Consider the following 23,391-nt stretch of genomic DNA (forward strand, 5'->3'; position numbering starts at 1 on the left):
CAAACAGTGGCGGGAGTAGGATACAGCCAATGGTGGTGCAGGCAAAGCGCTGCCTGTGACAGGCGGCGCCGAGAGAACCCGATTAAAGGATTATCAAAGATGGAAGGTGGGGCAGGATGGGATGGGTAGCTATCTCTGATAATGGCGAAAGCAATCGGTGTTCTTGCAATGTGTTACAATTTGGCGCACCGGCAAACGGGCTGCAAGCTGCCGCTGTTTCAAGCACACACGATCCGTTTCTTTTTGCGTTTGTCTGGCATAAATATAAACAATCATATTAGGAAATAAAATCTTTATTTATTGCTGGGCCTGTTGGTTTTAGGCCAAATTTTAGCCATTGGGTGGCATGGTCTTTTTTACCGGTATCAATCCAAAAAATAAAACATGGAACAAACCTCAAAGGGCTATGCATTGATCACTGGTGCCTCCAGCGGCATTGGTTGGGAGTTGGCAAAATTGTTTGCCGCCGACGGCTATCCGCTGATCCTTGTTTCCCGGGATGCGGCTGAACTGGAGGCCAAGGCCAGTGAACTGGCAGGTGCACATGGCGTGGAAGCAGTGGTGATTGCAAAAGACCTGTTTGTGCCGCAGGCTGCCACCGAACTGTACAACGAAATAAAAAGCCGCGGGCTCACTGTGGAAGTGTTGGTAAACAATGCCGGGCAGGGCCGCTATGGGCTGTTTGTAGCGTCTGATGTGGCACGGCAACTGGAAATCATACAGCTGAATGTAACGGCACTGGTCGAGTTGACGCATCATTTTTTAAAAGACATGGTGGCCCGAAATGGCGGCAAAATATTGCAGCTCGCATCCATTGCATCCGAAGTGCCGGGACCGCTGCAAAGCGTTTATCATGCCACCAAGGCGTTTGTGCTCAGCTTTACACAGGGCCTAATCAACGAGTTGAAAGATACCGGCGTTACCATGACGGCCTTGCAGCCCGGCGTGACTGATACCGACTTTTTCAACAAAGCCGATTTCCCGAAAGATCTGAAAATACTAGAACCGGATAGCATGGCCGACCCGGCAAAAGTGGCCAAAGACGGCTACGAGGCACTGATGAAGGGCGATGATAAAATTGTATCCGGCATGAAGAACAAAGTGATGACCACCATGAGCAATGTGATGCCCGATGCCCTGGTGGCCGAACAGATGCGGCAGATGCACACCAAGAAAAGCGATGAAAAGGAATAGGATGTTTATATCCTGTTAGCTTGAATAACTACAATTAAAAAGACCCCAGCGCTTTTTAAAGGCCGGGGTCTTTGTGGTATGAAAAAGGGCAGGATCTTTTGCTTGTTGCACCGCTGCCAATTGCTGCGGTGCCGTGGGCCAATGATTTCATGGGTTGCAACTGTTTTATAGACCCGAAAAATGGCGCAGGGTTTAATTTGCCTGGTAGCTAAAGGGCTTAAAAACCAGAAGGCCCGAAGCAAATGCTTCGGGCCTTCTGTATGTTGTATTGATGCTGTTGCTCGATCTTATCGGCGCAGCGCTGGCAGTTCGCGGTCGCGTTTCAGCATGTCGTTGCGGTTGGCCATTTCCCACGCGGTATGAAATACCAGGCGGGCACGCTTTTCCATCAGGTTGTAATTGATCTTGTCCGGCGTGTCGGTAGGCTTGTGGTAATCGGCGTGGGTGCCATTGAAGTAAAATATAATGGGCACACCGTTCTTGGCAAAATTGTAGTGGTCGCTGCGGTAATAAATAAACTCCTTGTCGTCCGGATCATTGTATTTATAATCGAGTTCCATTTTAATAAACTTCTTATTGACTGCTTCCGAAATGGGGCGCAGGTCGGAGCTCAGCTTATCATCGCCCACCACGTACACGTAGTTGGTCGAGTCGCCAACGGTGCGTTTGGGATCAATGCGGCCAATCATATCGATGTTTAGGTTGGCAGTAGTTTTTGCCAGCGGGTAAGTTGGGTGCATCGAATAATACTCCGATCCCAACAGGCCACGTTCTTCACCGCTTACGGTCATGAACAAAATAGAGCGGCGCGGACCACGGCCTTCTTTTTTTGCCTTGGCAAAAGCTTCGGCCAGTTCAATCACGCTTACGGTGCCCGATCCGTCATCGTCGGCGCCATAATAAATCACACCGCCTTCACGCTTGCCTTCATGGTCGTAGTGTGCGGTAATCACCAGATATTCGTCGGCTTTATCGGCACCGGGCAATACGCCCAGTACGTTGGAGCTTTCGTGCTTGATGGTTGTTTTGTCCACCGTCAGCGCTACCTGTGCAGGATACGCTTTGGGTGCACCGGTTGCTGTTTTAGCCGCTTCAAAATTGTCTTTTAAAATGGCTTTGGCAACGGCTTCCGAAACGGTGATCTGCTGGAGTGGCAGTGATTTGGCAAACTGTTGCACCACCATGCGGCCTTTGCGGGTTGGCTGCGCAGGTGCTTTGTAGTTGGGCGAAAGAATCATCACCGCGGCAGGGCCTTTGGCACGGATGGCCTGCATCGTTTGTTGGTTGGCCGCATCGGCAAAAACCAATACCATTTTGCCCGCCAGGTCGGCGGTTGCTATACCATCAGCGTTGCTTTTTGCAATAGCCACTACCTCGCCTAAGCGAAAGGTGCCCGCCAGCGAAGACGCAGGGCTGATGGAAAAATCGTTGAACAATTGAAATGCCTGTCCGTCCACTTCCAGGCTGGCGCCTGCCAGCGAATCCTGGAACAAGGGGTACATCTGCTGGAAAGAGCCATTGTTGCCGGGCTCCAGGCCAATGCGGCGAAACTCGTTTTCGATGTATGCGGCTGCTTTGCGCTGGCCTTCGGTGGCGGTTTCGCGGCCTTCCATTTCGGGGCCTGCCACAATGTACAGGTGCTTTTTAAGATCGGCCGCCGTGATCGTTTTGGCGTAGTTTTCTGGCTTGGCCGGCTTTTGGGCCAACGCTACCAGTGAGCCGCACAGCAGCACGGGCAAGAAAATTCTTTTCATGTGAACTATTAGGTTAAAAAAGGGCCCGGTAATCCGGTGGCCGAATTTCCGTTTTTACAAACACATGAAGAAGAAAAATTGATGAGTGGTGCAAATCTTAACCTTTGGTTAGGCCATGCACTTTATTTGTTGGGGATGCGGGTGTATTGATCCTGCAGGCCATCATGGGCTTCATCGGAAAGCAGCAGCACATTTGACTCCAGCACTTCTACCAGGCGGTTTTGCTCGGGGTGCGCCGAAAAGCGGATCCAGCTTTTTTGCTTGCCATCGTGTATGCATGCCTGTTGCTGCAGGGTGTAGGTGCCCTGCGCTGTTTCCACATTGTTGGTAAACCAGCGGTAGCGGCCATCGGCCGTAAACTCCACTTTCTTTTGAACGCCGCTCGATTGGGGCGTTTCGTGAATATGGGCAGCTAATCCGCCGTCGGTTCGCTGCCAGTTCCAGGTGCCGGTAATGGTATCGGTATCATTCTCGGACAGCGTTGCTTTTTCACAGGATGCCAACAGCAAGGCGCTGCACAGCATTATGACAGTTGTTTTGAGTTGGTGCATAAAACGCTTGTTTCAGTGCTGACACGGCACTTGTTTCATTCGTTGCATGCACCAACTTATTACAACTTTCTTTTAAAATATAACGCTGTGGCTTAAATGCAAGCCATCTTGCCTACCCGTGTTGCATGGCGGCCACCTTCAAACGGCGTGGTGGCAAATGCATTAACGATGGCTTCGGCTTCGGGGGTAGGAATAAACCGCGCCGGGATACAAATGATGTTGGCGTTGTTGTGCTGGCGGGCCAGTTGTGCAATGTCTTCCTGCCAGGCAATGGCTGCACGGATGCCCTGGTGTTTGTTGGCTGTGATGGCTACGCCATTGGCGCTGCCGCAAACCAGCACACCCCACTCGGCCTCGCCGTTTTCCACCGCGCTGGACACAGGGTGGGCAAAGTCGGGATAGTCCACCGAATCTGGGCTGTTGGTGCCAAAGTCTTTTACGGTATAGCCTGCTTCGCGCAGCATATCGGCCAAAACCGTTTTGTATTCGTATCCGGCATGATCGGAGCCAATGGCTACCGGCTTGGTTTTATCAAACGTGTTCATGGTTGGTTCTTTGGGCAAAGGTAGTTAGGAGTGGGGAGTTGGCAGTTGGTAGTTGATAGTTGACAGTTGGGAGTTCAGAGTCTGGAGTTTGCAGCTTGTGGTTTTTAGTTTGTGGCACTTTATTACTGTGTTGCTGCAGTTAGTGCGTCATTGCGAGGCGCAGCGGTGGTATGTTAGTTTGTAAATGCTTTCGCGCCGAAGCAACCCCCAGCATTTAACGGTGTTTTTCAAAACGCTAAAACAAGTGCTTTTGTGTCGTGTCGTTTCGGGTGGATGGAGATTGCTTCGGCGCACAAATAATTACCTAAACCGAGTTGCCGCAGCGCCTCGCAATGACGAAGGCGCAAAATGTACTGCAATAAAAAGCCCGCTGCAGCGCAGCGGGCTTTAATAATATCTCTTGTTTTTCTATCAACTATCAACTATCAACTATCAACTCAGAACTCCCCACTCCTAACTCCACTCCTTCACTTCATCCGCAGCTTGTTCTTTTTCCACGCGGCGACAGAGGATGATGCTTACTTCGTACAGCACCAGCAGGGGCAGGGCCACCGTCATCTGGCTGATCACGTCGGGGCCGGGAGTGATGATGCCCGCAACAATCAGCACAATCACCAGCGCATACTTGCGTGACTGTTTTAGGAAAGTAGCCGTTACGATGCCCACTTTGGCCAGGAAAAACATCACCAGCGGCAACTGGAACGCCAGGCCGCTGCCCAGGATCAGGGGCGTCATGGTATCGAGGTAGGAGCCGATGGTCCAGCGGTTTTCAATGCCTTCATCGACCTGGAAGGTGGCGAAAAAATGTATGGTGTATGGCGACACTACGAAGTAGCCAAAGCCCACACCCACGAAAAACAGAAAGGAAACCCAAAAGATCACGCCACGGGTTTTGCCCAATTCTTTCTCGGTAAGGGCGGGTTTTACAAACTTCCAGAACTCGTAAAAAATATAGGGAAACGAAAGAATGAGGCCACCAATAAGTACCACCGAAAAGAACATGGATAGCTGCCCGCCCACTGCCGTGTTTTGCATGGGCACGCTAAAATCGGAGATGCACATGCTTTGGCCCAGGCCCAGTGCATGGCTTACACGGCACATGAGGCGGTAGGTTGGAAAATCGCTGTGCGTAGGGCCCATCAGGATGTTGCGAATCACAAACTTGTTGTACACCCCTACAATGATGGCGCCCGCCACAATGGCCAGCACCGACCGGAACAGGTGGCCACGCAGCACCTCCAGGTGATCCACAAACGACATCTCTGCCCGTTGGTTGGCAGCATTTCTATTAAACAGTTTTAAAGCCATCGGGATAATCTACGTAAAAAGTCGGGCAAAGATATAGTTGAGAACGCAGCAATTGGGGGAAAGTAAGGAAAGTAGCCGTTTTGGAAAAATGATGTGCCCCATTGCCGCTTAAAGTTGGGGACGATGCAGTGTGCGACGCAACAGGCGATGAGCAGAACTACTGCAGCCGGCTATCCAAAAACAAAAACAAAGCCCCGCAAAACGGGGCTTTGTAAGTGCTATTGTAAACTGGCAGTGCCGGTTATTTTACTTCCAGTGCCTTGTTGATGAGGAACACCAGGTTTTCGCGGTGGGCACGGCTTTCTTCGTTAGAAGAAACGGCGCCAGCCAACTGGGTTTTGATCTTCTTCAAAGTGTGCAGGGCAGCGGCTTTTGAAATTTCATCGTACTGCATCTTGTCTTCCACCATTTGCGACAGGCCTTTTACATAAGCCGTTTGCAGGTTTTGGCGGTACACGTTTACGTTTGTTTTCAGGTCGGCTGCAAAAACACCCGTGGTTACATCGCCCATCATATCGGCCACGCTGTATTGGTTGCCATACATGCGGCTGTTGGTGATGCGCTGCAAGGTAGCGGGGTGCATGATGTGGGCCAGGGCGCCATTCAGCTGCTGGCTCAGCATTACCGAAGTGATCTTGAAGTCCTCACCGTTGTTGGGTTGGCTAAAGCCACGGCGCTGCATCTGCAGGTAAGCAAATACGGGTGCATCGGCAGCAAAGGCATTGGGTGCAAACACGTATTTGTTGAGCAGGCTAACGGCACGCTTTTGCTGCGCCAGCGGCACTGGCGTAAATGGCTTGGTGCTAGATTGCTGGTCGGGGAAAGAACGATCGACATACACACCACCCACGTAGCGGCTGATGGCCGAGATCATGCTCATGCGCTGGCTTTGCAGCGAGCTGTAGCGGGCACGCAGCTCCTGGTAGCTTTGGCCAGGTTTGCTGTATTTGGCTACCAGCTTGGGCATCAGTGCATTCAGGAGTTTGAAGCGCTCCTCGGCATAGCCCATTGCATCGGAGGTGAGGTCGTTTACGTTCACCCGCGGGTCGATGGCTTTACCGGGCGAACGCATGTCGTCGCCGTCGTTGCCAAAGGCCAGTTTGGGATCGGTGCTGCGGGAAAGGATTTTTTTCAAACCTTCCGTTTCGGCGCCGGCTTTGAACTCGGTGTAGCCGTATTCAATAGCCCAGTCGTCGTAAGGGCCGGCAACGGTGGTGTAATAATCGCCCTGCTTGCTGCGGTCGGCTGCAACGTTGATGGCGGGGTAATCCATTACCGAACCGATGAGGCCGTATTTACGGGTCAGTTCTTTGTTGTTGATTTCTTTTGGCGACCACATCTGGCTTGCTTTCATGTTGTGGTTGAGGCCCAGCGTGTGTCCCATTTCGTGCATGATGAGGTAGATAAGAAACTGCTGGTGCATTTCACCCAGTTCTTTTACATCAGCATTCATGGCTTCCAGCGTGGTAGAGCCGGTAACCAGTTGGGCCTTCAGCTCTGATGCCAGTGTGCAATGCGTATGGTGCTGCATGTCCATTCCAGGAAAATGCAATTGCCCGGCAGTTTGCGGCTTTTCGTTGGCCAGCAGTTCGGCCATGATGGGGGTAGCGCTGCCGCTGTACCACTCTACAGTAATGTCGGCACCCAGAATCTGGCCTGTTTTGGGGTTTACAAACGAGGGCCCGATGGCACCATAAGATGGGTTGGCAGAAGACACCCAACGGATTACGTTGTACCGCACATCGGCAGGATCCCAGGTGGCGGTGTCGGGCATCAGCTTCATTTGCACGGCATTTTTAAAACCGGCTTTTTCAAATGCGGCATTCCATTTATGGCCTGCGTCGGCAATTACCTGGCGGTACTCCACCGGCGTAGTGTTTTCAATCCAAAACACAATGGGCTCCACCGGTTCGCTAACGGCGGCAGACGGGTCTTTTTTCTTCAGGAGCCAGCGGTGGATCATGTCTTTAAAGGGCACGGCCTTGATGCTGGTCTGGTCGGTAACGGTTTGGTTGAAATAACCAATACGAGGGTCGTCGGCGCGGGGGGTAAATTCGTTTTGCGGCAGCTCCAAAAATGAGTGCTGCATGCGTACCCGCACATAACGGGGATCGGTAATGTCGGCACCGCCCGATACAAAGGCCATCGGGTTATCGTAGGCCAGGTCCACCACCACATCGGTGTTGTTGGGGAACGAGCGGATGGCGGCATAGCGCGACTTCATGGGGTTGAGGCCGCCCAAGTTGAAGGTGCCTACGCTAAACGGCGTTGGCGGCGAAACCGGTTTTACCGGGTCCAGCTTTTCGCTGAGGAACAATCCATCAGCGCTGATGAGGTAACCCGAAGAGTCTTCGCCCATAATTTTTTCGGACAAAATGATGGCCTCGGGCTTATCAACGTCTTTGGTTTTGCTCACCGCGTTTTGCGGATCGTACCAAAACGATGTATTGACGCGGCTCAGCTCCAGTCGATCAAAAGATTTTTTTACCGTGAACACAAAATTGCTGCGGTGCATGCTTTGGTTCAGGTACAAGGCCGTGGGGCCGTTGATGGAAAAGCTCTGGTAAATGTACTCGTTGCCCAGCTGTCCTTTTTTCACGTACAGCTGAACCGAGCCGGTAGCCGTATCCTGGTAAATGGTAAACAAGCCTTCAGATTTGCGGCTGCTTTTTACTTTGTCGGTGATGCTGGGGGATGCAGGTTTTTTGGGTTTGGCGCTGTCGGTGGCAGCAACCGGAGTTGGTGGAGGTGTTGCAGCAGTGGCTTTTTTGCCTTTGTTCTGCCCAAAGGTGGCAGAGGCCATGCAAATGCCGGCAAGCAACATGAGGGATTTGGGGGTCATATTACGTTGTAGATTGTTTACAAGAATAGCAAATTGGTTGGATGGACTGTGTTAAAGTAAGGATGAGCGGCAGGAAAGTCGGTAAAGGCGGGAGATGGAAGTTTGGAGTTGGGAGTTCAGAGTTGGAAGTCGGAAGACCGAAGTCAGAAGAAGGGCAGGAACCAAAGCCATTCCGTTTGGTGCAAAAAAGAACTCCGGATTGGATTCCGGAGATTTTTTGAAATATTTGAAATGTCTACATCCTGTATTTTACAACATACATACCCGTCTTCGGTCTTCGGACTCCTGACTTCCGACTTCGCACTCACTTCAGCACCTTCAATTTCACCATCTCAATCCTGGTGTCGCTAACGTTGAGGATGTCGAATTCGTAGTCGTCCACGATGATACGTTCTTTTTGCTGCGGAATGGTTTCGTGGTCGTTGATGATATAGCCCGACAGGGTTTCCGATTCGTTGTTGGGGAAATTGAGGCCGTATTTTTCTGAAATATAATCCAGCTCCAGGCGGCCGGAGAAAATGTATTCGTTTTCCGAGAGGCGTTTTTCTACAAACTCCTCGCTGTCGTATTCGTCCTGTATTTCGCCAAAAATCTCTTCCAGCACGTCTTCCATGGTAACAATGCCGGCGGTGCCGCCAAACTCGTCTACCACCCAGGCAATGCTTTTGCGTTCGAGGGTAAACTTGTTAATAAGATCGGTGGCGCTCATGCTGGATGGAACAGCAGGAATGGGCAGCAATATTTCGCTGATGGCCGCGGGTTTTTTAAACAGGTCGAGCTGGTGAATATAACCCACAATGTTGTCGATGTTTTGCTCGTACACCAGCAGCTTGCTCAGTTTTGTATCAATGAATTTTTGCGTGGCCTCCGCTACCGAGCAGGTGCTTTCGATGCCGATGATTTCTTTACGCGGCACCAGGCACTGGCGGATGCGGATGCGGGGCAACTCCAGTGCATTTTCAAACAGGTCGGTGTTTAGTTCCTGCGGCTCAAATTCACCTTCGTCGGATTGCTGAAAAAGCGTTTCCACATCAATCCGCGAAAAGGCATTTTTGTTTTGGTTGATGCGTACGTTAAAAACGTATTTCAGCACCCAGTTGGAAATGGTGATGAACAGCCCAGCCAGTGGCTGCAGCAGGTTGTAAAAAAAGTTGATGACCCACACAATCCGCGACAGGATCAAATTGGCCCGTGCCCGGAAAAATGCGCGGGGAATGAATTCGGCAAAGATGAGTACGATAAGTGTGGCAATGATGATGTCGGCAAAAATGGTGTACTGCCGCTGCTCGGTGAGGCCCAGGTAAGTCCACAGCGGCGCCATTACCATCGAAAACATCAGCGAAAAGCAAACGAGGAAAATAGTGTAGCCAATAACGGTAGTGGCCACAAATACTTCGGGGTGCTCAAACAGGCTGGCCAGTAGGCTGGCGCCGGGCTTGCCCTGTTTTTTCTTTAACTCAATGTTGAACCGGTTGGCGCTGTAAAAAGCCATTTCTATGCCCGCAAAAAATCCCATCATCAGGATGGTGACCACAAACCAAACTAGCGTAGGAACAACGATCATAGCTTAAAGATAGACAAGAACAGATGAACAGAAGAAGGCGGGGAAGAATATCGAACAAGGAACAAGGAATGATGAATCGCAGAAGTGGAACAGCCAATAATCCAATAATTACTGATTATTAGATTATTGATTATTGTAGGTCATCATCGATTTCACTTCGACATTCGATATTCCTTGTTCCTTGTTCGATATTCTTTAGGCTTTTAAAAACGCAAGCACCAGCTGCTCGGTTTCGGCGGCGGCTTTTTCTAAATGTTTGTTTACAATAACGTGGTGGAAGGAATGTTTAAACGAAAGCTCATAGGCCGCTTTATTGATGCGGGCTTCCAGCGAATCGGCGGTTTCGGTGCCCCGGGAATGCAGGCGGCGCTGCAGCTCTTCGATGCTGGGCGGCTCAATAAAAAAGGAGCAGGTAGTTTCCGGAAACTGCTGCTGCACATGAATGGCGCCTTTTACATCAATATCCAGCAGGGGTACTTTGCCGGCATTCCAAATGCGCTGCAGTTCGCTTTTCAGTGTGCCGTAATATTTGCCTTCATACACCATTTCCCATTCAATAAACTCTTCATGCTGAATTTTATTGGTAAACTCCTCCACGCTCATGAAGTAATAATCGGTGCCGTCTTTTTCGGTGCCACGCGGTTTGCGGGTAGCTGCCGAAATAGAAAAGGCAAGCTTATCGGGGTGTTGCGCCAGCAGGCGGCGGGTAATGCTGGTTTTGCCGGCACCCGATGGCGCGGTCAGTATAATGATCTTTTGCTGGTTGTTGATGGTCATGATCGTGTAATGTAAAATGTCAATCGTCAATCGTCAATCGTCAATCGTCAATCGTCAATCGTCAATCGTCAATCGTCAATCGTCAATCCACTCTTTTAGCGGACAAAGTTAGCGGTTTGCCCTTCTTGATGGACGGCAACCAGGATTATGTATAATGTTGTTATTTAGCCTGCACAACAACAACGTAAGCTGACTGTTTCTCGCCTGTTTACTATTCACCACCGACCATTCACCATTTCCATGCAGCACGTCGAGTTTTTCCATACCGCGCATTTCGAGCACCGTTACCACCGCAAATATGCGGAGGGCGTGCTGGCGCAATTCATTGATTTTTTCTGGGAAACCGACTTCGATACGATGTGGCACCAATATCCTGATGGCTTTTCCGATGCGCTCTTTCCCAACATTGGTTATACTTATCTCATCAACCTCGGTACGCCCTTCGTAATGCAGTTGGAGGATGACCATTACCCGGTAAAAGGCGATGGTTTTTTGCCCCGCAATAAAGCCATGATCTGCCACCACACACCGGGCAACCGGCTGTTTGGCATCAAGTTCAAAGTGTCGCCGGTGCTGTTTCAAAAAAAGATCAACTTCCGCGAATACCGCGAGTACATTTTCCCACTGGCTTACCTCATCGATCGTAGGGTGGTGGAAGAAATAAAAGCGGCATCCAATTTTGTGCAGCGGGTGCGCATCATTGCGGCCTATTATCAGCACATCATCGAGCAGCACAGCGGCACATTGCAGGCCGTGTCAGTAGTTACTTCGGTATTGGAGCAATGCAGCCGCACCAACAATTTTGATATGCCCATCGAGGAACTGGCAGCACAGCACCAGATCTCTTCCCGAACCCTGCAGCGCTACTTTGAACGGGCAACCGGCACCAGCAGCAAACAGGCGCTGCAACTGCTGCGCATCCGCAAAGCTGTGGAGCAGCTGGTAAACGGCAATACAGATTTCAGCTGGCGCCAGTTTGGCTACTACGATTACAGCCATTTTTATAAACACCTCACCGGCTTTTTAACCCACCAGCACATACAACTGCAGCAGCCTCATTTGAAACTGCTGCAGGGGATGGAGGAGAGATGATGGATGGTGGATGATTGATGATAGACAACAGATGGCAAGGAATAATTTAATGTGGTCTTTCTTTCATCTGTTATCTATCATCTTCCTAGTTTCCTGCCCTTCTTGCTTCTTCTTCCGAAGCAGTGGTGCGGCGGCGTGCAGCCTGCACTTTGCTGTTGCCAAACCGGTACGTAAAGCTGATGTTGGCCACGCGGCTTTCGCGGAACGCATGCCAGTTTTCTACATAGCTGCCTTCGTACACCACTTTGGCCCGTGGCCTGTTGGTCCAGAAAATATCCGACACATTCAGGCGCAGTGTGCCTTTGCCTTCCAGCACTGATTTTTGCACGCCTGCTGCCAGCGCCCACTGGCCGCGGGCCACCATGTATCCGTAGCGACCGCCGCTGTTGTAGTTAGCATTCAGTTCGGCCTGCCAGCCCTTTTTAAAAGTAAAATTGTTGGTGGTCCGGATGTTGGCTGCCGGTGCACCGTTGTTCAACTGCGCACCACCCAGGTTGCCGTTGAAATGATTGTAAAAAACATTCAGGTTGTTCACCATGTTCCACCACTTGCTGATGCGGATGGGCGTGGTGGCAGTAAGCCCGAAATAATCCGATGACTGCAGGTTAACGGGAATCTGCACCGTAATATTTGAATCCTGTCCCGGCTTAATTTCAAAGGTTGGGATCACATCCAAAATCTTCGACAACACAATGTTTTGCGGGTCGGTAGTGCGGCTGTAGCCCAGTGTAAAATTCAGTTGCTTTACGGTGTAGCTGGCTTCGTAGCTCCAGGTCATTTGCGGCCGCAGGTTGGGTGCACCGGTGGAGTAAATGGTCGCATCTATCTGGAACAAAAACGGGTTAAGTTGTGAATATCCCGGCCGGTCGATGCGGCGGCTAACCGATACACCAAGTGTTTGGTCTTCTTTTAATTTATAATTGAAAAACGCACTGGGAAACAATTTAAAATAATCGTTTTTAAAAGCCTGTGCACCTTTTTGCTGGCGGGTTCGCACCATTGTTTGCTCGCCACGCAGGCCCACCTGCATGTTGAATTTTTTATATTCCTTGCTCACATTTAAATAGCCTGCGTTGTTGTATTCTTTGTAGTAAAACCGGTTTGTTTTGGTGTCGTCATTTATTGACCCCGATGGAAATACGTTGTAAAATTTCGCATCGTTGTCCGATGACACCAGGCTCCATTTGGCGCCTGCTTCCAGCTTTGCTCCGCCCTTGATCGGGTTTACATAATCTACTTTGCCGGTGCGCAAAATAAGCTTGCCGGTCTGGTCGCCATCCAGTATGTCATCGTCGCGTTTGGGCGTGCCATTGAGGTTGTAAAACGAGCTGGCCGTGCGGGTTAGCGAATGGTTGTTGTACACGCCGTAATCCACGTCGGCACTGATTTCGCGGCCGGTGCTGTCGAAGCTGTGTTTGAAGTTTATATTGGCAATAGTATTGTCCGACTTGTTGTCGTCGGTACCCAGCGATACAAAGGAAAAATTGGGATTGTATTGCAGGTCGTTCACAACGGTTTTAATCTCGGCCTTGCGGGCAAATGTGCTGAAGTTGCTGTTGACCACAAATCCTACGATTGTTTTTTTAGAAGGAAAAAAATCGACGCCAGCACGAACCGCATGTGCATTGATGTTGAACGCCGCATAATTGTCTTTATCGTCCGATCCTTTAAACACGCCTTTATCGTAAAAGTTTCGGTTGATGAACAGGTGGTTCAGCAACTCGCGGTAATTGTAATTGTAGTTGCCAAAAATGTTCACCTTTTTGTTGCGGTAATTATAAGTGGCGCCGGCATTTGTTTTGGGGTAAACGCCCTGCCCGTAGCCTGCGGTAAGGGTACCATTGGCGCCCATGCGCTGGTCTTTTTTCATGCGGATGTCGATGATGCCGGAGTTGCCCGCTGCTTCGTACCGCGCCGATGGGTTGGTGATGATGTCGATGCGTTCAATGGCATTGCTGGGCAGCCCGCGCAGGTAAGTGGCCAGGTCGGCGCCGGTCATGGGTGTGGGTTTGCCATCAATCATAATGATGACCCCGGCACGGCCCCGCAGGCTGATGGCATCGTTCTGATCCACCGTTACACCCGGCGACCGCTCCAACACATCCAGCGCCGACGAACCGGCACTGATGATGGAGCTTTCCACGTTGACCACAATGCGGTCGCTGAGTTTTTGTATGAATGGCTTTTTTGCAGTAACCGTTACGCCTTGCATTTGCGTGGCATTTTGCGGCAGCAGCGTTACCGCCGGCAGGCTAACAGCCATGGTGCCATCGGTAGTAAACGGGGCGGAAAAATAGGTGCTGAAATTAACCGCGCTTACGCGCAGCATGTAGGTACCCGCGGCTACCGATTCCCAACCTGCCGCACCGGTTTTGTCGCTTAGTGCAGTTTTCAACAAGGCCGAATCTTTTGCACGCAGCAGTTCAACGGTTGCGGCTTCTACCGGGGTTTTGCCTTCGGTAAAAATGGTGATGTTTAAGGCTTTGGTATTGTTTTGTGCCACCGTGGCTACTGTTGCAAACAGGAGCATGGCGCAAAGGGTAAAGGCTTTCATTTCAGGCTGTTTTGCCAAAGCTGGCGATAAAGCCAAAGCGGGCACAGCGCAACTAGAGGCAGCGGAGCCGCGGGTACATAAGCGGGCAAAAGCGGCGTTTAGTACGAAAATTATCGTGTCGGAAAATTACAGAGAGTTAATTTGAAAATGTGGGAATTTGAAAATGGGTGTGTCTTGCGTGTTTAGTTGCTTTTCATTTTGAAAAAAGGAATTGCCTGTTATGTTATTTTCTCTGCATTATTTAAATAGGCATTTGCCTCTCAATTATTGCCCAACAAGCACTTCACTGGCTGTTCATTTTCAAATGTTCAAATTCCCACATTTTCAAATTACTCAAAAGCACTCCACCGACCAGGTTGCTGAAAAGGTTTCACCTGCGGGTAATTTAATGATGCCTTCTTTTTCCTCCAGGTCGCCGTTGTGTATGGTGCTGTCGGCAATGCCGCACCAGGGTTCGATGCACAAAAAATCAGCACCGGGTGCTGCCCATAAACCGAGGTATGGAAACCCGCCGAAATGAAACCGCAACCCATGGGATGAGTTGTTGCATTTCAGTTGCACGCTGTCTGATTTTAAGCCTTTCAATACAATAGCATCATGCGCAAAAAGCGCTTTTGAAAGGGGCAATTCGTTGGTGTTTCGCAGCAGATCGTGGGGTTGGGTGTCAATCAATCCTTCGGCGGAAATTGGCCAACGGCCTGCCGTTTCGGCTTCGTTGAAATAAAGATGGTAATCTTCGTAGCTCAGGTGTGGCTCCAGTGGCAGCTTAAATGCCGGGTGCCCGCCCACCGAAAACAGCATTGATTCGGAAAGATGCGGATTCTCTACTTCATACTGCACAGAAACCCTGTTGTGCGATAGGGTGTAGGTTATAAAAAAGTGAAAGGCAAATGGATAAACTTCGGCTGTTTGCTCGCTGCTTTCCAGCAAAAAGCGGATGCTGGACGGCGATTGTTCCTCCACCACAAAATCGCGGTCGCGGGCAAAACCGTGGCGCGGCAGCGCATACTCGGTGCCCATGTGGCGGTACTTTCCATCCTTCAGTGCCCCAACAATTGGAAAAAGCACCGGCGAATGCTTGCCCCATACATTGGGGTCGGCATCCCACAGGTATTCCAGCCCATTGCCTTTATGAAAAATGCGGGTCAGCTCGGCGCCCTTTGCCTGCAGTGTAACCAGGAGGTCGTTGTTTTCGATGGTGAACATACCGCGAAGAAAAGAAAAAACCACACCAAAGGGAATGTCGAACAGATGAACAAGGAACGGACGAACAGATGAAGTTGGGCAGACAATGTCGAATAAAGAACAAGGAATAATGAATGGAACAGCCAATAATTAAACATTATTCATTATTGGATTATTTATTATTGGAAGCAAAGTTGCACCGCACTTCAACATTCATCTGTTCCTTGTCCTTCTGTTCGACATTTTACCCAGCGTTAGAGGTTGGGCGTAGCCCAAACCTGTTGGTAGCAAAATGGCTTTTGCTAATTCCCGTTATTTGTGTTGATCGTAGATCAACCCTGTGAACCGTGGAAATATTTTGTAAAAAAGGAAGGCGGTGGACGGGTTTGGGCTACGCCCAAAAGATTTCTCCTATCAATGCTGTGCTACCAACGGGTGTGGGCTATGCCCACATTTTTGCATGAAGACCGATGCTGGTTTTACAGCAAAATGCTACAAAATGCTAGTAAAGATCTTTCTACTGCAACCGCTCGGACAGTCACTATTTATACCTCAAAATTCTTAATTCTAATTCTCTCCTCCATTCTCTATTCAACATTCCTTGTTCCTTGTTCGATATTCTTTTCTCAACTTCCTCTGTTCGTCTGTTCCTTGTTCGTCCGTTCGATATTTCTACCCCCTGCTTACCCGTTCAATCTGGGCGCCCAGCGCCTGCAGGCGTTTGTCGATGTATTGATAGCCGCGGTCAATCTGGTCGATGTTTTGGATGGTGCTTTTGCCTTCTGCACTCAGGGCCGCAATCAGCAGCGATACGCCGGCACGAATGTCTGGCGAGGTCATATTGATGCCACGCAACTGGTGCTTCCGTTCCAGCCCGATCACCGCGGCACGGTGCGGATCGCACAGGATAATGTTGGCGCCCATTTCAATGAGTTTGTCTACAAAAAACAAGCGGCTTTCAAACATCTTTTGATGAATAAGCACCGAGCCTTTTGCCTGCGTAGCCACCACCAGCACAATGCTCAGGAGGTCGGGGGTAAAGCCTGGCCAGGGATGGTCGTAAATAGTGAGGGTGCCGCCATCGAGGAAAGACTGTATCTCGTACATATCCTGTGCGGGAATGTGAATATCATCGCCAACAAAATTCATCTGGATGCCCAGTTGCTGAAACTTCTCGGGAATGATGCCCAGGTTGGGCAGGCTTACATTTTTGATCGTAACCTCGCTTTGCGTCATGGCTGCCAGGCCAATGAACGAGCCGATCTCGATCATATCGGGCAGCATCTGGTGGTCGGTGCCGCCCAAGCTTTCCACGCCTTCAATGATCAGCATATTTGAGCCAATGCCGCTGATGTTGGCACCCATGCGGTTGAGCATTTTGCACAACTGCTGCAGGTAAGGCTCACAGGCAGCGTTGTAAATAGTGGTAGTGCCTTCGGCCAAAACTGCCGCCATTACCACGTTGGCTGTGCCGGTAACCGATGGCTCATCCAGCAACATAAAAGTGCCTTTCAGCGCTGGTGCTTCCAGGTGAAAAAATCCATCGCCGGAATGGTAGTTGAATTTTGCACCGAGTTTTTCAAAGCTTAAAATATGTGTGTCCATCCGGCGGCGGCCAATTTTATCGCCACCGGGCCTGGGGATGAGGGCTGTTTTAAAACGCGCCAGCATGGGTCCGGCCAGCATTACCGAGCCGCGCAGGCGGCCGGCTTTTTTCTTGAACGCATCGGTTTGCAGGTAGGCCACGTTTACATCATTGGCCTGGAATGTGGCCGTTTGCCGGTCGTGGCGCTCCACCTGCACGTTCATATCCTCCAGCAGTTCTATCAGCAGGTTTACATCCACAATGTCGGGGATGTTGCCAATGGTCACCTTTTCGGCGGTCAGCAACACTGCACTCAATATTTGCAGCGCCTCGTTTTTTGCACCCTGCGGAACAATTTCGCCTTTCAGTTTTTTACCGCCAATTACTTCGAACTGTGCCATTTGATAGATTGATTAAGTAACTACTAAAACGTGTTGCAGCCGGAATGTACGCCTTTTGTGTCCGCCAGCCCGCTGCCGGTGGGGCAGGTGTTGTTTCAAAAAAATAAGTTGACTGTATAACAATCAACTTACATGCGCCGGGCGCTGAGGTTTGCATGCTGCACCAGCAAGGGTGTAGCAATTATTTGAATCGCTTTTTATTGTTGTTGTGCCGGTTGCGGTTATCGCCACCACCGCGGTTGTCGTTGCGGTTGTTGTTGCCGCCGCCATTGTTGTTGCCGCGGTGCCCACCAAACTTGCGCTGTTGTTTGCCATAGCCGCCGCCTCGTTCGCGGGACTCTTGTTGCGGCCTGAAGGCTTTTACATGTGGCGTGTTGGTAAATTCGAGCTGGCCTTTGGTAATGGCGTTCAATTCGCCCTGGATGGCATCGTCGTGCACCTGGTCTTTGTGCCAGTTGCTGTACGCCAGTTTCATGTAATAGGCAATTGCGTTGGCAAATCCATTGCGCTTGTCGGGGTTTTCTTCTGCCAGCGCTTTGTCGATCACCAGTTCCAGGTTTTTGCCCAGGTGTGAAAACTTGGGATACCTTTTGGGGTATGGCAGCGGGTCGGGTCGTGCCTTCAGTGCTTCGCGGGTAGGGATGGGATAAGGCGATTCCACTTCCAGTTTAAAATCGGAAATCAGGAACAGGTGGTCCCACAGTTTATGCCGAAAGTCTTCAACGTTTTTCAGGTGGGGGTTTAAAAAACCCATTAACTCAATTACCGCATATGCGTTTTGCTGACGCCGCACCGGATCTTCAATGGTGAGGAGGTGATCCACCATTTTTTGGATGTGCCGGCCATACTCCCGCATGATCAGGTAACTTCTGGCTGTATTATACTCCATACGCAGCAAATGTAAACAAGGATTGAGGGATAAATACGGATTTCGCAGATTTTTATCACGGATGGAAGGATGGGCTTGAATTGTGCCAAGGACGCAAACAGGCAATTTCCTCTTCTATTTATATAAAAGGAGCGACAAGCATGCTCTTGTTTTTGCAAAACAGAAAAAGGAAAATATGAAATAAGGAAAAATTGTGTGGCTTAAAAATCCGCGCAATCCAAAACCAAATCCGCGTAATCAGCGATACATAAAAGAAAGGGGCCCCGAACCAAGGCCCCTTTTACAAGCCACCATCCTCTTCCACCTAAGAGGTCGTTTAAAAAATCGTATGTTAAGGGTGAAGCGTCGTTGTCTTCGTTTTTAATCTGTCAAATTGGGTGCCAATTGGTGGTTCTGCACGCCAGGTGTTTTGTTTTATTTAATGAATCCACCCATTTGTTGAATAAACACACCAAAGCGGAAACCTCTATTACAAAGACGGAAATATTTTCCACAAATGCCAGCACGTATCTGGATGTTTTTTGATGGGTTAGCAACGGCCGGCACTGCTACTTTCACTGTAGTATAAAGTTACAGAGCATCGGCCTGCCGCAGCGGTGGAAACTTGCCGATATTTAAAGCAGTACTTTATACATCCATTTGGGTATAATTACGATGGCATCCATTGGTTCGATTGGTGCCGACACTTATGCCGGTGGGCTACTGCAAGCCACCCGCGGTATATTTGCCCATGCGTTTTGCAGTTTTTTTTTATGCTGATGCTGCCGTTATAAATGATGATGCCATGTGGTGGCAACACCTGCTGCTGGCAATGGTGCAACAGGGTGTGCAGCACGAGGTGCTTTTGTTTACCAACAAACCAACAGTATTTACGGCGGTGCACAATCGAATATTGCTGCAGGCATACAAGCAGCCCACAGGTGTGTTGGTGCGCCGCCGCACCCTGAACAGGTGGCAGCAAGCAGCACAAAAATCGGAAGCGGCTGCAATGGTTTGTATCGGTATGCAAAGCTTTGTCGCCGGGGCAGTTCCCACCTATATTTTTTTACCGCCAAACCGGCCGCCGGGGCCTAAACTGTTAGATGCGGCCAAAGCAAAGGGCGCTCATTTTTGGGTAAATGACCTAGCTGCAGAAGCGGATCTTAAAAAGAGAGGCATTGTTAACATCACGGTGCTGCCGGGCGGACCTCAGTTTGTGCCGGTTGATAATGGGTTTGATGCAAACCAATTTCAAGAACAGCACACCGAAGGCCAGCCGTATTTTTTATACGCCGGCCCGGTAGCGGCCGCACCAAACATCATTGGTTTGCTCAAAGCATTTTCCCGCTTCAAGCACCGGCAAAAAACAAGTTGGAAAATGGTGCTGCTGCCCCTTGGTGGCGAAGCCGCCGGCGTGGAGGATTTGCAAAAAATGCTGGCTTCCTATAAATACCGCCACGATGTGGTGCTGCCCCAATGGACCGAAGGGCAGACCGGTGCCGCTGCGTATTTTGCCGCAGCGTACGCTTTTGTGCAGCCCACCCCGGTACGACGTTATGGCCATTATCTGAACGATGCCGTTGCTGCAGCTTTGCCCATTATTGCCACCAGCGAACCGCAGCATAAAGAAATAGCAGGCAATGTTGCGCTGTACTACGAAGGCGGCGACGAGCAGCTGCTGGCAACCTGCCTGATGCAGGTATATAAAGACGAAGCGCTGCACGGCAGGCTGTCCGTGGCTGCCCGCGAGGCGGCAGGGCAAACAGGCTGGCAACAAACCGCAGCCGCAGCCTGGCAAAGCCTGGGCGTTGCGGAAAAATAGGGGAATCAATTACCTTCGCCGCTCATTAACGCAACAAAATGATCAAGTCAAGTATCACTATAGATGTAACGCTGGACGACCAGCGGGTGCCGGAAAGTATTGAGTGGAAAGCAACAGAAAGCACCGCCGACCGGCCGCAGCAGGCCCGCGCCATGATGCTGTCGCTGTGGGATGGCCAGGAAAAAACCGCCCTGCGCATTGACCTGTGGACGCAGAAAATGATGGTGGATGAAATGGCCGACTTTTACTACCAAACCTTTATGACGATGGCCGACACGTTTGACCGCGCTACCAAGCAACCCGAACTGGTAGATGAAATGAAGTCTTTTGCCCACCGTTTCTACGAAAAGTTCCGCGAACTGCAGATGAAAGAAAATAAAGCCAGCTAATTTGGTTGACAGTTGGTAGTTGATAGTTGACAGAATGGAATGGCTGTTTACTCCCAACTCCCAACTGTCAACTCCCAACCATCAACTATAAACTCTCCCCGCTATGAGCCTCGAACAAAAGATAATGGAGCAAATGAAGGACGCCATGAAGGCCAAGAACGAAGCTGCACTGCGCGGACTCCGGGCCATCAAGGCAGAGATCATCAAAGCCAAAACAGAACCCGGCGCCAACGGTGCCGTTTCGGAAGAAGGCGAAACAAAGTTGTTGCAGCGCATGGTAAAACAGCGGCGCGACTCCCTGGATATTTACCAGCAACAAGGCCGTGCCGACCTGGCCCAGAAAGAACAGGAAGAAATTGCCGTGATCGAGCAGTTTTTGCCTGTCCAACTGGATGAAACCGCACTAAAGGCCGAATTGCAAACCATTATTGCCGAAACCGGCGCCACCTCGGCCGCCGATATGGGCAAGGTAATGGGCGCCGCCACCAAAAAACTGGCCGGCCGCGCCGATGGCAAAGCCATTTCGGCAGCAGTAAAAGAGCTGTTGCAAAACCAGAAATAATTTACGATTTCGGATTTTAGATTTCGGATTTCGGAACCATCTGATTCTTAGACCTGGCAGCCTAAATAGTAAGCCAGCCGAAATCTAAAATCCAAAATCCGCAATCCTCCTCCATGTTTATCGACAGCATTGTTGCCGGCCTGATGGTGCTGGCCCTTTGGAAAGGGTGGCGCAAGGGGCTGGTACTGGCCCTTTTTTCTTTTCTGGCCTTGGTTTTGGGCTTGGCCGCTGCGGTAAAACTGTCGGCAGTGGCGGCTGCATACCTGGGTGAGCATACCAACCTGTCGGAGCGGTGGCTGCCTTTTGCGGCTTTTGCGCTGGTGTTCATCGGTGTGGCGCTGCTGGTGCGGCTGGGCGCCAAGATGATCGAATCGGGGCTGGAGGCAGTGGCGCTGGGGTGGGCCAACCGGCTGGGCGGTGTTTTATTTTTTGCCCTGCTGTACCTTTTTGTGCTGAGCCTGTTGCTTTTTTACGCCAGCCAGCTCAATCTCATTAAGCCGGAAACTCTTGCCGCATCCACCACGTACCCGTTGTTGCAGCCACTGGGGCCGCGCATTGTGGGGTTATTAGGTATGGTGCTGCCTTTTTTCAAAAATATGTTTACAGAACTGGAAGGCTTTTTTGAACCCTGATTGCTTCCCGCCGGATCGGGTTTTTCATCCCTGCAAAAATTTGGGCGCTGTACCTGCGGCCTCTTTGGCTGCCGGCATACTTTGCTGCACAGACCATTACACATGCCGAAAAAATAGGCTTTAAGCAGCTGGCATTAATTTGTAAACAAGCCGCTGTAGCGCATCGTTACTGTTTCGGGTACAGGCCGTTGGAACAGTTTTAGTTCAGGTAGCGTATCGCTGCTGCCTCATTATCAAATTGAAGTAAAACCGCTATTTTAGCAACGTAAGGAAAAGAGCATGCAATACGAAATAAAAGAACATAATAAGTTCAGATACATAGAGGAAGGACAAGGCGAACCGTTGGTGTTACTGCATGGGCTCTTTGGCGCATTGAGCAATTTTAAAGACCTCATTGAATACTTCCGGCATCACTATAAAGTGGTGGTGCCTATGCTGCCCCTGTTTGATCTGGACCTGCTGCACACCTCGGTCGGCGGGTTGGCCAAGTTTGTACACCGCTTTCTGGAATACAAGGATTATAAAGGCGTGCACCTGCTGGGCAACTCGCTGGGCGGCCATGTAGCCCTGGTGTATTTGCTAAAACACCCTGAGCGGGTAAAATCGCTCATCCTCACCGGCTCATCGGGCCTGTTTGAAAACGGAATGGGTGATACTTACCCCAAGCGGGGCGATTATGAATACATCCGGAAAAAAGCCGAGATCACTTTTTACGACCCTGCAATGGCCACTACCGAACTGGTAGATGAAATTTTTTCCATTACCAACAACCGGATTAAGGTCATCAAGATTATTGCCCTGGCAAAAAGCGCCATCCGCAACAACCTGGGTGATGAATTACAAAATATAAAACAGCCCACACTGCTGATTTGGGGCGCCAACGATACTATCACGCCGCCCTTTGTGGCACAGGAATTTAAAAAACTGATCCCGGGCAGCGAGCTGCATTTTATTGACAAATGCGGCCATGCACCAATGATGGAAGTGCCCGGTGAGTTCAACGTGATCCTTCATAAATTTTTAAAAAAACTGGCTGAGCCTGCAACAGTAGCCTGATCTTTTTTGTCTGTTAAGGTAAAGGCCGTAATCCATGTTAACCCGACAACTCATATCGAACACAATTCCCTACCTGCATAAGGGCGATAAGGTTTATCAGGCATTACAGCTGATGAACGACTACCACGTATCGCACCTGCCCATTGTAGACGAAGAAAAATACCTCGGCATCATCAGCGAAGAGCAACTGCTGCACAGCGACGATGACAACAGCCTGAGCGATCTGCCCATATCGGAAGGCGGCACCACTGTGCAGGCCAACGACCATTTTTTAAAAGCCATTGAAGTAGCCGTGCAAAAAAACCAGAGCATCGTGCCGGTGGTGGAAGAAAACCAGATGGTGGGCATTGTTACCTACAATGACCTGCTGCGCAATGCTTCCGACTTTATGAGCCTGGGGCAGCCCGGCGCCCTCATTGTGCTGGAAATGGAACCCAAGGCGTACTCGTTTACCGAGATCAACCGCATTGTAGAATCCAATGATGCACAAATTACCCAATTAAACACCTTTGCCGATACCGAAACCGGGATGATGCAGGTAACCATCCGGCTTTCTAAAACTGAGGTTTCGGCAATTATTGCCACCTTTCAGCGTTATGAGTACACGATCAAGTACTATTTCGGCGAAGAAATGTATGAAAATGAGCTGCGGGGCAACTTCGACAACCTGATGCATTACTTGAATATTTAGGCTCACCTCCGCTCTGGAT

19 protein-coding genes are annotated in these 23,391 nt (G+C 50.3%); 8 read left to right on the forward strand and 11 right to left on the reverse strand.

Annotated features, from left to right (window positions below; all coding sequences use genetic code 11):
- Positions 1-384: 384 nt before the first annotated feature.
- Positions 385-1,194, forward strand: a complete 810-nt coding sequence (locus tag DRJ53_RS15030) for an SDR family NAD(P)-dependent oxidoreductase (RefSeq protein ID WP_114236476.1) — start codon at positions 385-387, stop codon at positions 1,192-1,194.
- Between the two features lie 287 nt (positions 1,195-1,481).
- On the opposite strand, the gene DRJ53_RS15035 is transcribed toward DRJ53_RS15030, so the two are convergent.
- The 7 genes from DRJ53_RS15035 to gmk form a co-directional block, all read right to left on the reverse strand.
- A complete protein-coding gene (locus DRJ53_RS15035) occupies positions 1,482-2,948 on the reverse strand; it encodes a M28 family peptidase (RefSeq protein ID WP_114236477.1) in 1,467 nt (488 codons plus the stop codon).
- Positions 2,949-3,070: 122 nt separating this feature from the next.
- A complete protein-coding gene (locus tag DRJ53_RS15040; RefSeq protein ID WP_123893595.1) occupies positions 3,071-3,499 on the reverse strand; it encodes a hypothetical protein in 429 nt (142 codons plus the stop codon).
- 92 nt (positions 3,500-3,591) lie between these two features.
- Complete coding sequence (rpiB, locus tag DRJ53_RS15045) at positions 3,592-4,044, reverse strand: ribose 5-phosphate isomerase B (RefSeq protein ID WP_114236479.1); 453 nt, start codon at positions 4,042-4,044, stop codon at positions 3,592-3,594.
- 453 nt (positions 4,045-4,497) lie between these two features.
- Positions 4,498-5,352, reverse strand: a complete 855-nt coding sequence (tatC, locus tag DRJ53_RS15050; protein WP_114236480.1) for a twin-arginine translocase subunit TatC — start codon at positions 5,350-5,352, stop codon at positions 4,498-4,500.
- A 241-nt stretch (positions 5,353-5,593) separates the two neighbouring features.
- Positions 5,594-8,194, reverse strand: a complete 2,601-nt coding sequence (locus DRJ53_RS15055; protein ID WP_206609800.1) for a zinc-dependent metalloprotease — start codon at positions 8,192-8,194, stop codon at positions 5,594-5,596.
- Between the two features lie 304 nt (positions 8,195-8,498).
- Positions 8,499-9,758 carry a hemolysin family protein gene (locus DRJ53_RS15065; protein WP_114236482.1) on the reverse strand — a complete coding sequence of 420 codons (1,260 nt, stop codon included), beginning with the start codon at positions 9,756-9,758 and terminating at the stop codon, positions 8,499-8,501.
- Between the two features lie 195 nt (positions 9,759-9,953).
- Positions 9,954-10,535 carry a guanylate kinase gene (gene gmk, locus DRJ53_RS15070; protein WP_114236483.1) on the reverse strand — a complete coding sequence of 194 codons (582 nt, stop codon included), beginning with the start codon at positions 10,533-10,535 and terminating at the stop codon, positions 9,954-9,956.
- Between the two features lie 240 nt (positions 10,536-10,775).
- On the opposite strand from gmk, the gene DRJ53_RS15075 reads away from it, so the two are divergent.
- Positions 10,776-11,627 carry a helix-turn-helix domain-containing protein gene (locus DRJ53_RS15075; protein ID WP_114236484.1) on the forward strand — a complete coding sequence of 284 codons (852 nt, stop codon included), beginning with the start codon at positions 10,776-10,778 and terminating at the stop codon, positions 11,625-11,627.
- A gap of 85 nt (positions 11,628-11,712) precedes the next feature.
- Here DRJ53_RS15075 and DRJ53_RS15080 read toward each other — a convergent pair whose 3' ends face one another.
- From DRJ53_RS15080 to DRJ53_RS15095, 4 genes are all read right to left on the reverse strand, one after another.
- Entirely contained in the window at positions 11,713-14,181 is a 2,469-nt protein-coding gene (locus tag DRJ53_RS15080) for a TonB-dependent receptor domain-containing protein (RefSeq protein ID WP_123893597.1), read from the reverse strand.
- Positions 14,182-14,514: 333 nt separating this feature from the next.
- The gene (locus DRJ53_RS15085; RefSeq protein WP_114236486.1) at positions 14,515-15,387 is read right to left on the reverse strand and encodes an aldose 1-epimerase family protein; all 873 of its coding nucleotides are present in this window, start codon (positions 15,385-15,387) and stop codon (positions 14,515-14,517) included.
- 651 nt (positions 15,388-16,038) lie between these two features.
- Positions 16,039-17,352, reverse strand: coding sequence for a UDP-N-acetylglucosamine 1-carboxyvinyltransferase (gene murA, locus DRJ53_RS15090; RefSeq protein ID WP_114236487.1), 1,314 nt, complete (start codon positions 17,350-17,352; stop codon positions 16,039-16,041).
- Between the two features lie 181 nt (positions 17,353-17,533).
- A complete protein-coding gene (locus DRJ53_RS15095; protein ID WP_114236488.1) occupies positions 17,534-18,241 on the reverse strand; it encodes a DUF4290 domain-containing protein in 708 nt (235 codons plus the stop codon).
- A gap of 730 nt (positions 18,242-18,971) precedes the next feature.
- On the opposite strand from DRJ53_RS15095, the gene DRJ53_RS15100 reads away from it, so the two are divergent.
- From DRJ53_RS15100 to DRJ53_RS15125, 6 genes are all read left to right on the forward strand, one after another.
- The gene (locus DRJ53_RS15100; protein WP_162303888.1) at positions 18,972-20,042 is read left to right on the forward strand and encodes a glycosyltransferase; all 1,071 of its coding nucleotides are present in this window, start codon (positions 18,972-18,974) and stop codon (positions 20,040-20,042) included.
- Between the two features lie 38 nt (positions 20,043-20,080).
- Complete coding sequence (gene gldC / locus DRJ53_RS15105; RefSeq protein WP_175580760.1) at positions 20,081-20,431, forward strand: gliding motility protein GldC; 351 nt, start codon at positions 20,081-20,083, stop codon at positions 20,429-20,431.
- Positions 20,432-20,534: 103 nt separating this feature from the next.
- Positions 20,535-20,993 carry a GatB/YqeY domain-containing protein gene (locus DRJ53_RS15110; RefSeq protein ID WP_114236490.1) on the forward strand — a complete coding sequence of 153 codons (459 nt, stop codon included), beginning with the start codon at positions 20,535-20,537 and terminating at the stop codon, positions 20,991-20,993.
- Between the two features lie 113 nt (positions 20,994-21,106).
- Complete coding sequence (locus DRJ53_RS15115) at positions 21,107-21,625, forward strand: CvpA family protein (protein ID WP_114236491.1); 519 nt, start codon at positions 21,107-21,109, stop codon at positions 21,623-21,625.
- A 279-nt stretch (positions 21,626-21,904) separates the two neighbouring features.
- A complete protein-coding gene (locus DRJ53_RS15120) occupies positions 21,905-22,681 on the forward strand; it encodes an alpha/beta fold hydrolase (protein WP_114236492.1) in 777 nt (258 codons plus the stop codon).
- 34 nt (positions 22,682-22,715) lie between these two features.
- On the forward strand, positions 22,716-23,372 hold the full coding sequence (locus DRJ53_RS15125) for a CBS domain-containing protein (RefSeq protein ID WP_114236493.1): 657 nt from the start codon (positions 22,716-22,718) through the stop codon (positions 23,370-23,372).
- Positions 23,373-23,391 lie beyond the last annotated feature (19 nt).

It is taken from the genome of Paracnuella aquatica (assembly GCF_003332885.2).
Taxonomy (GTDB): domain Bacteria; phylum Bacteroidota; class Bacteroidia; order Chitinophagales; family Chitinophagaceae; genus Flavisolibacter; species Flavisolibacter aquaticus.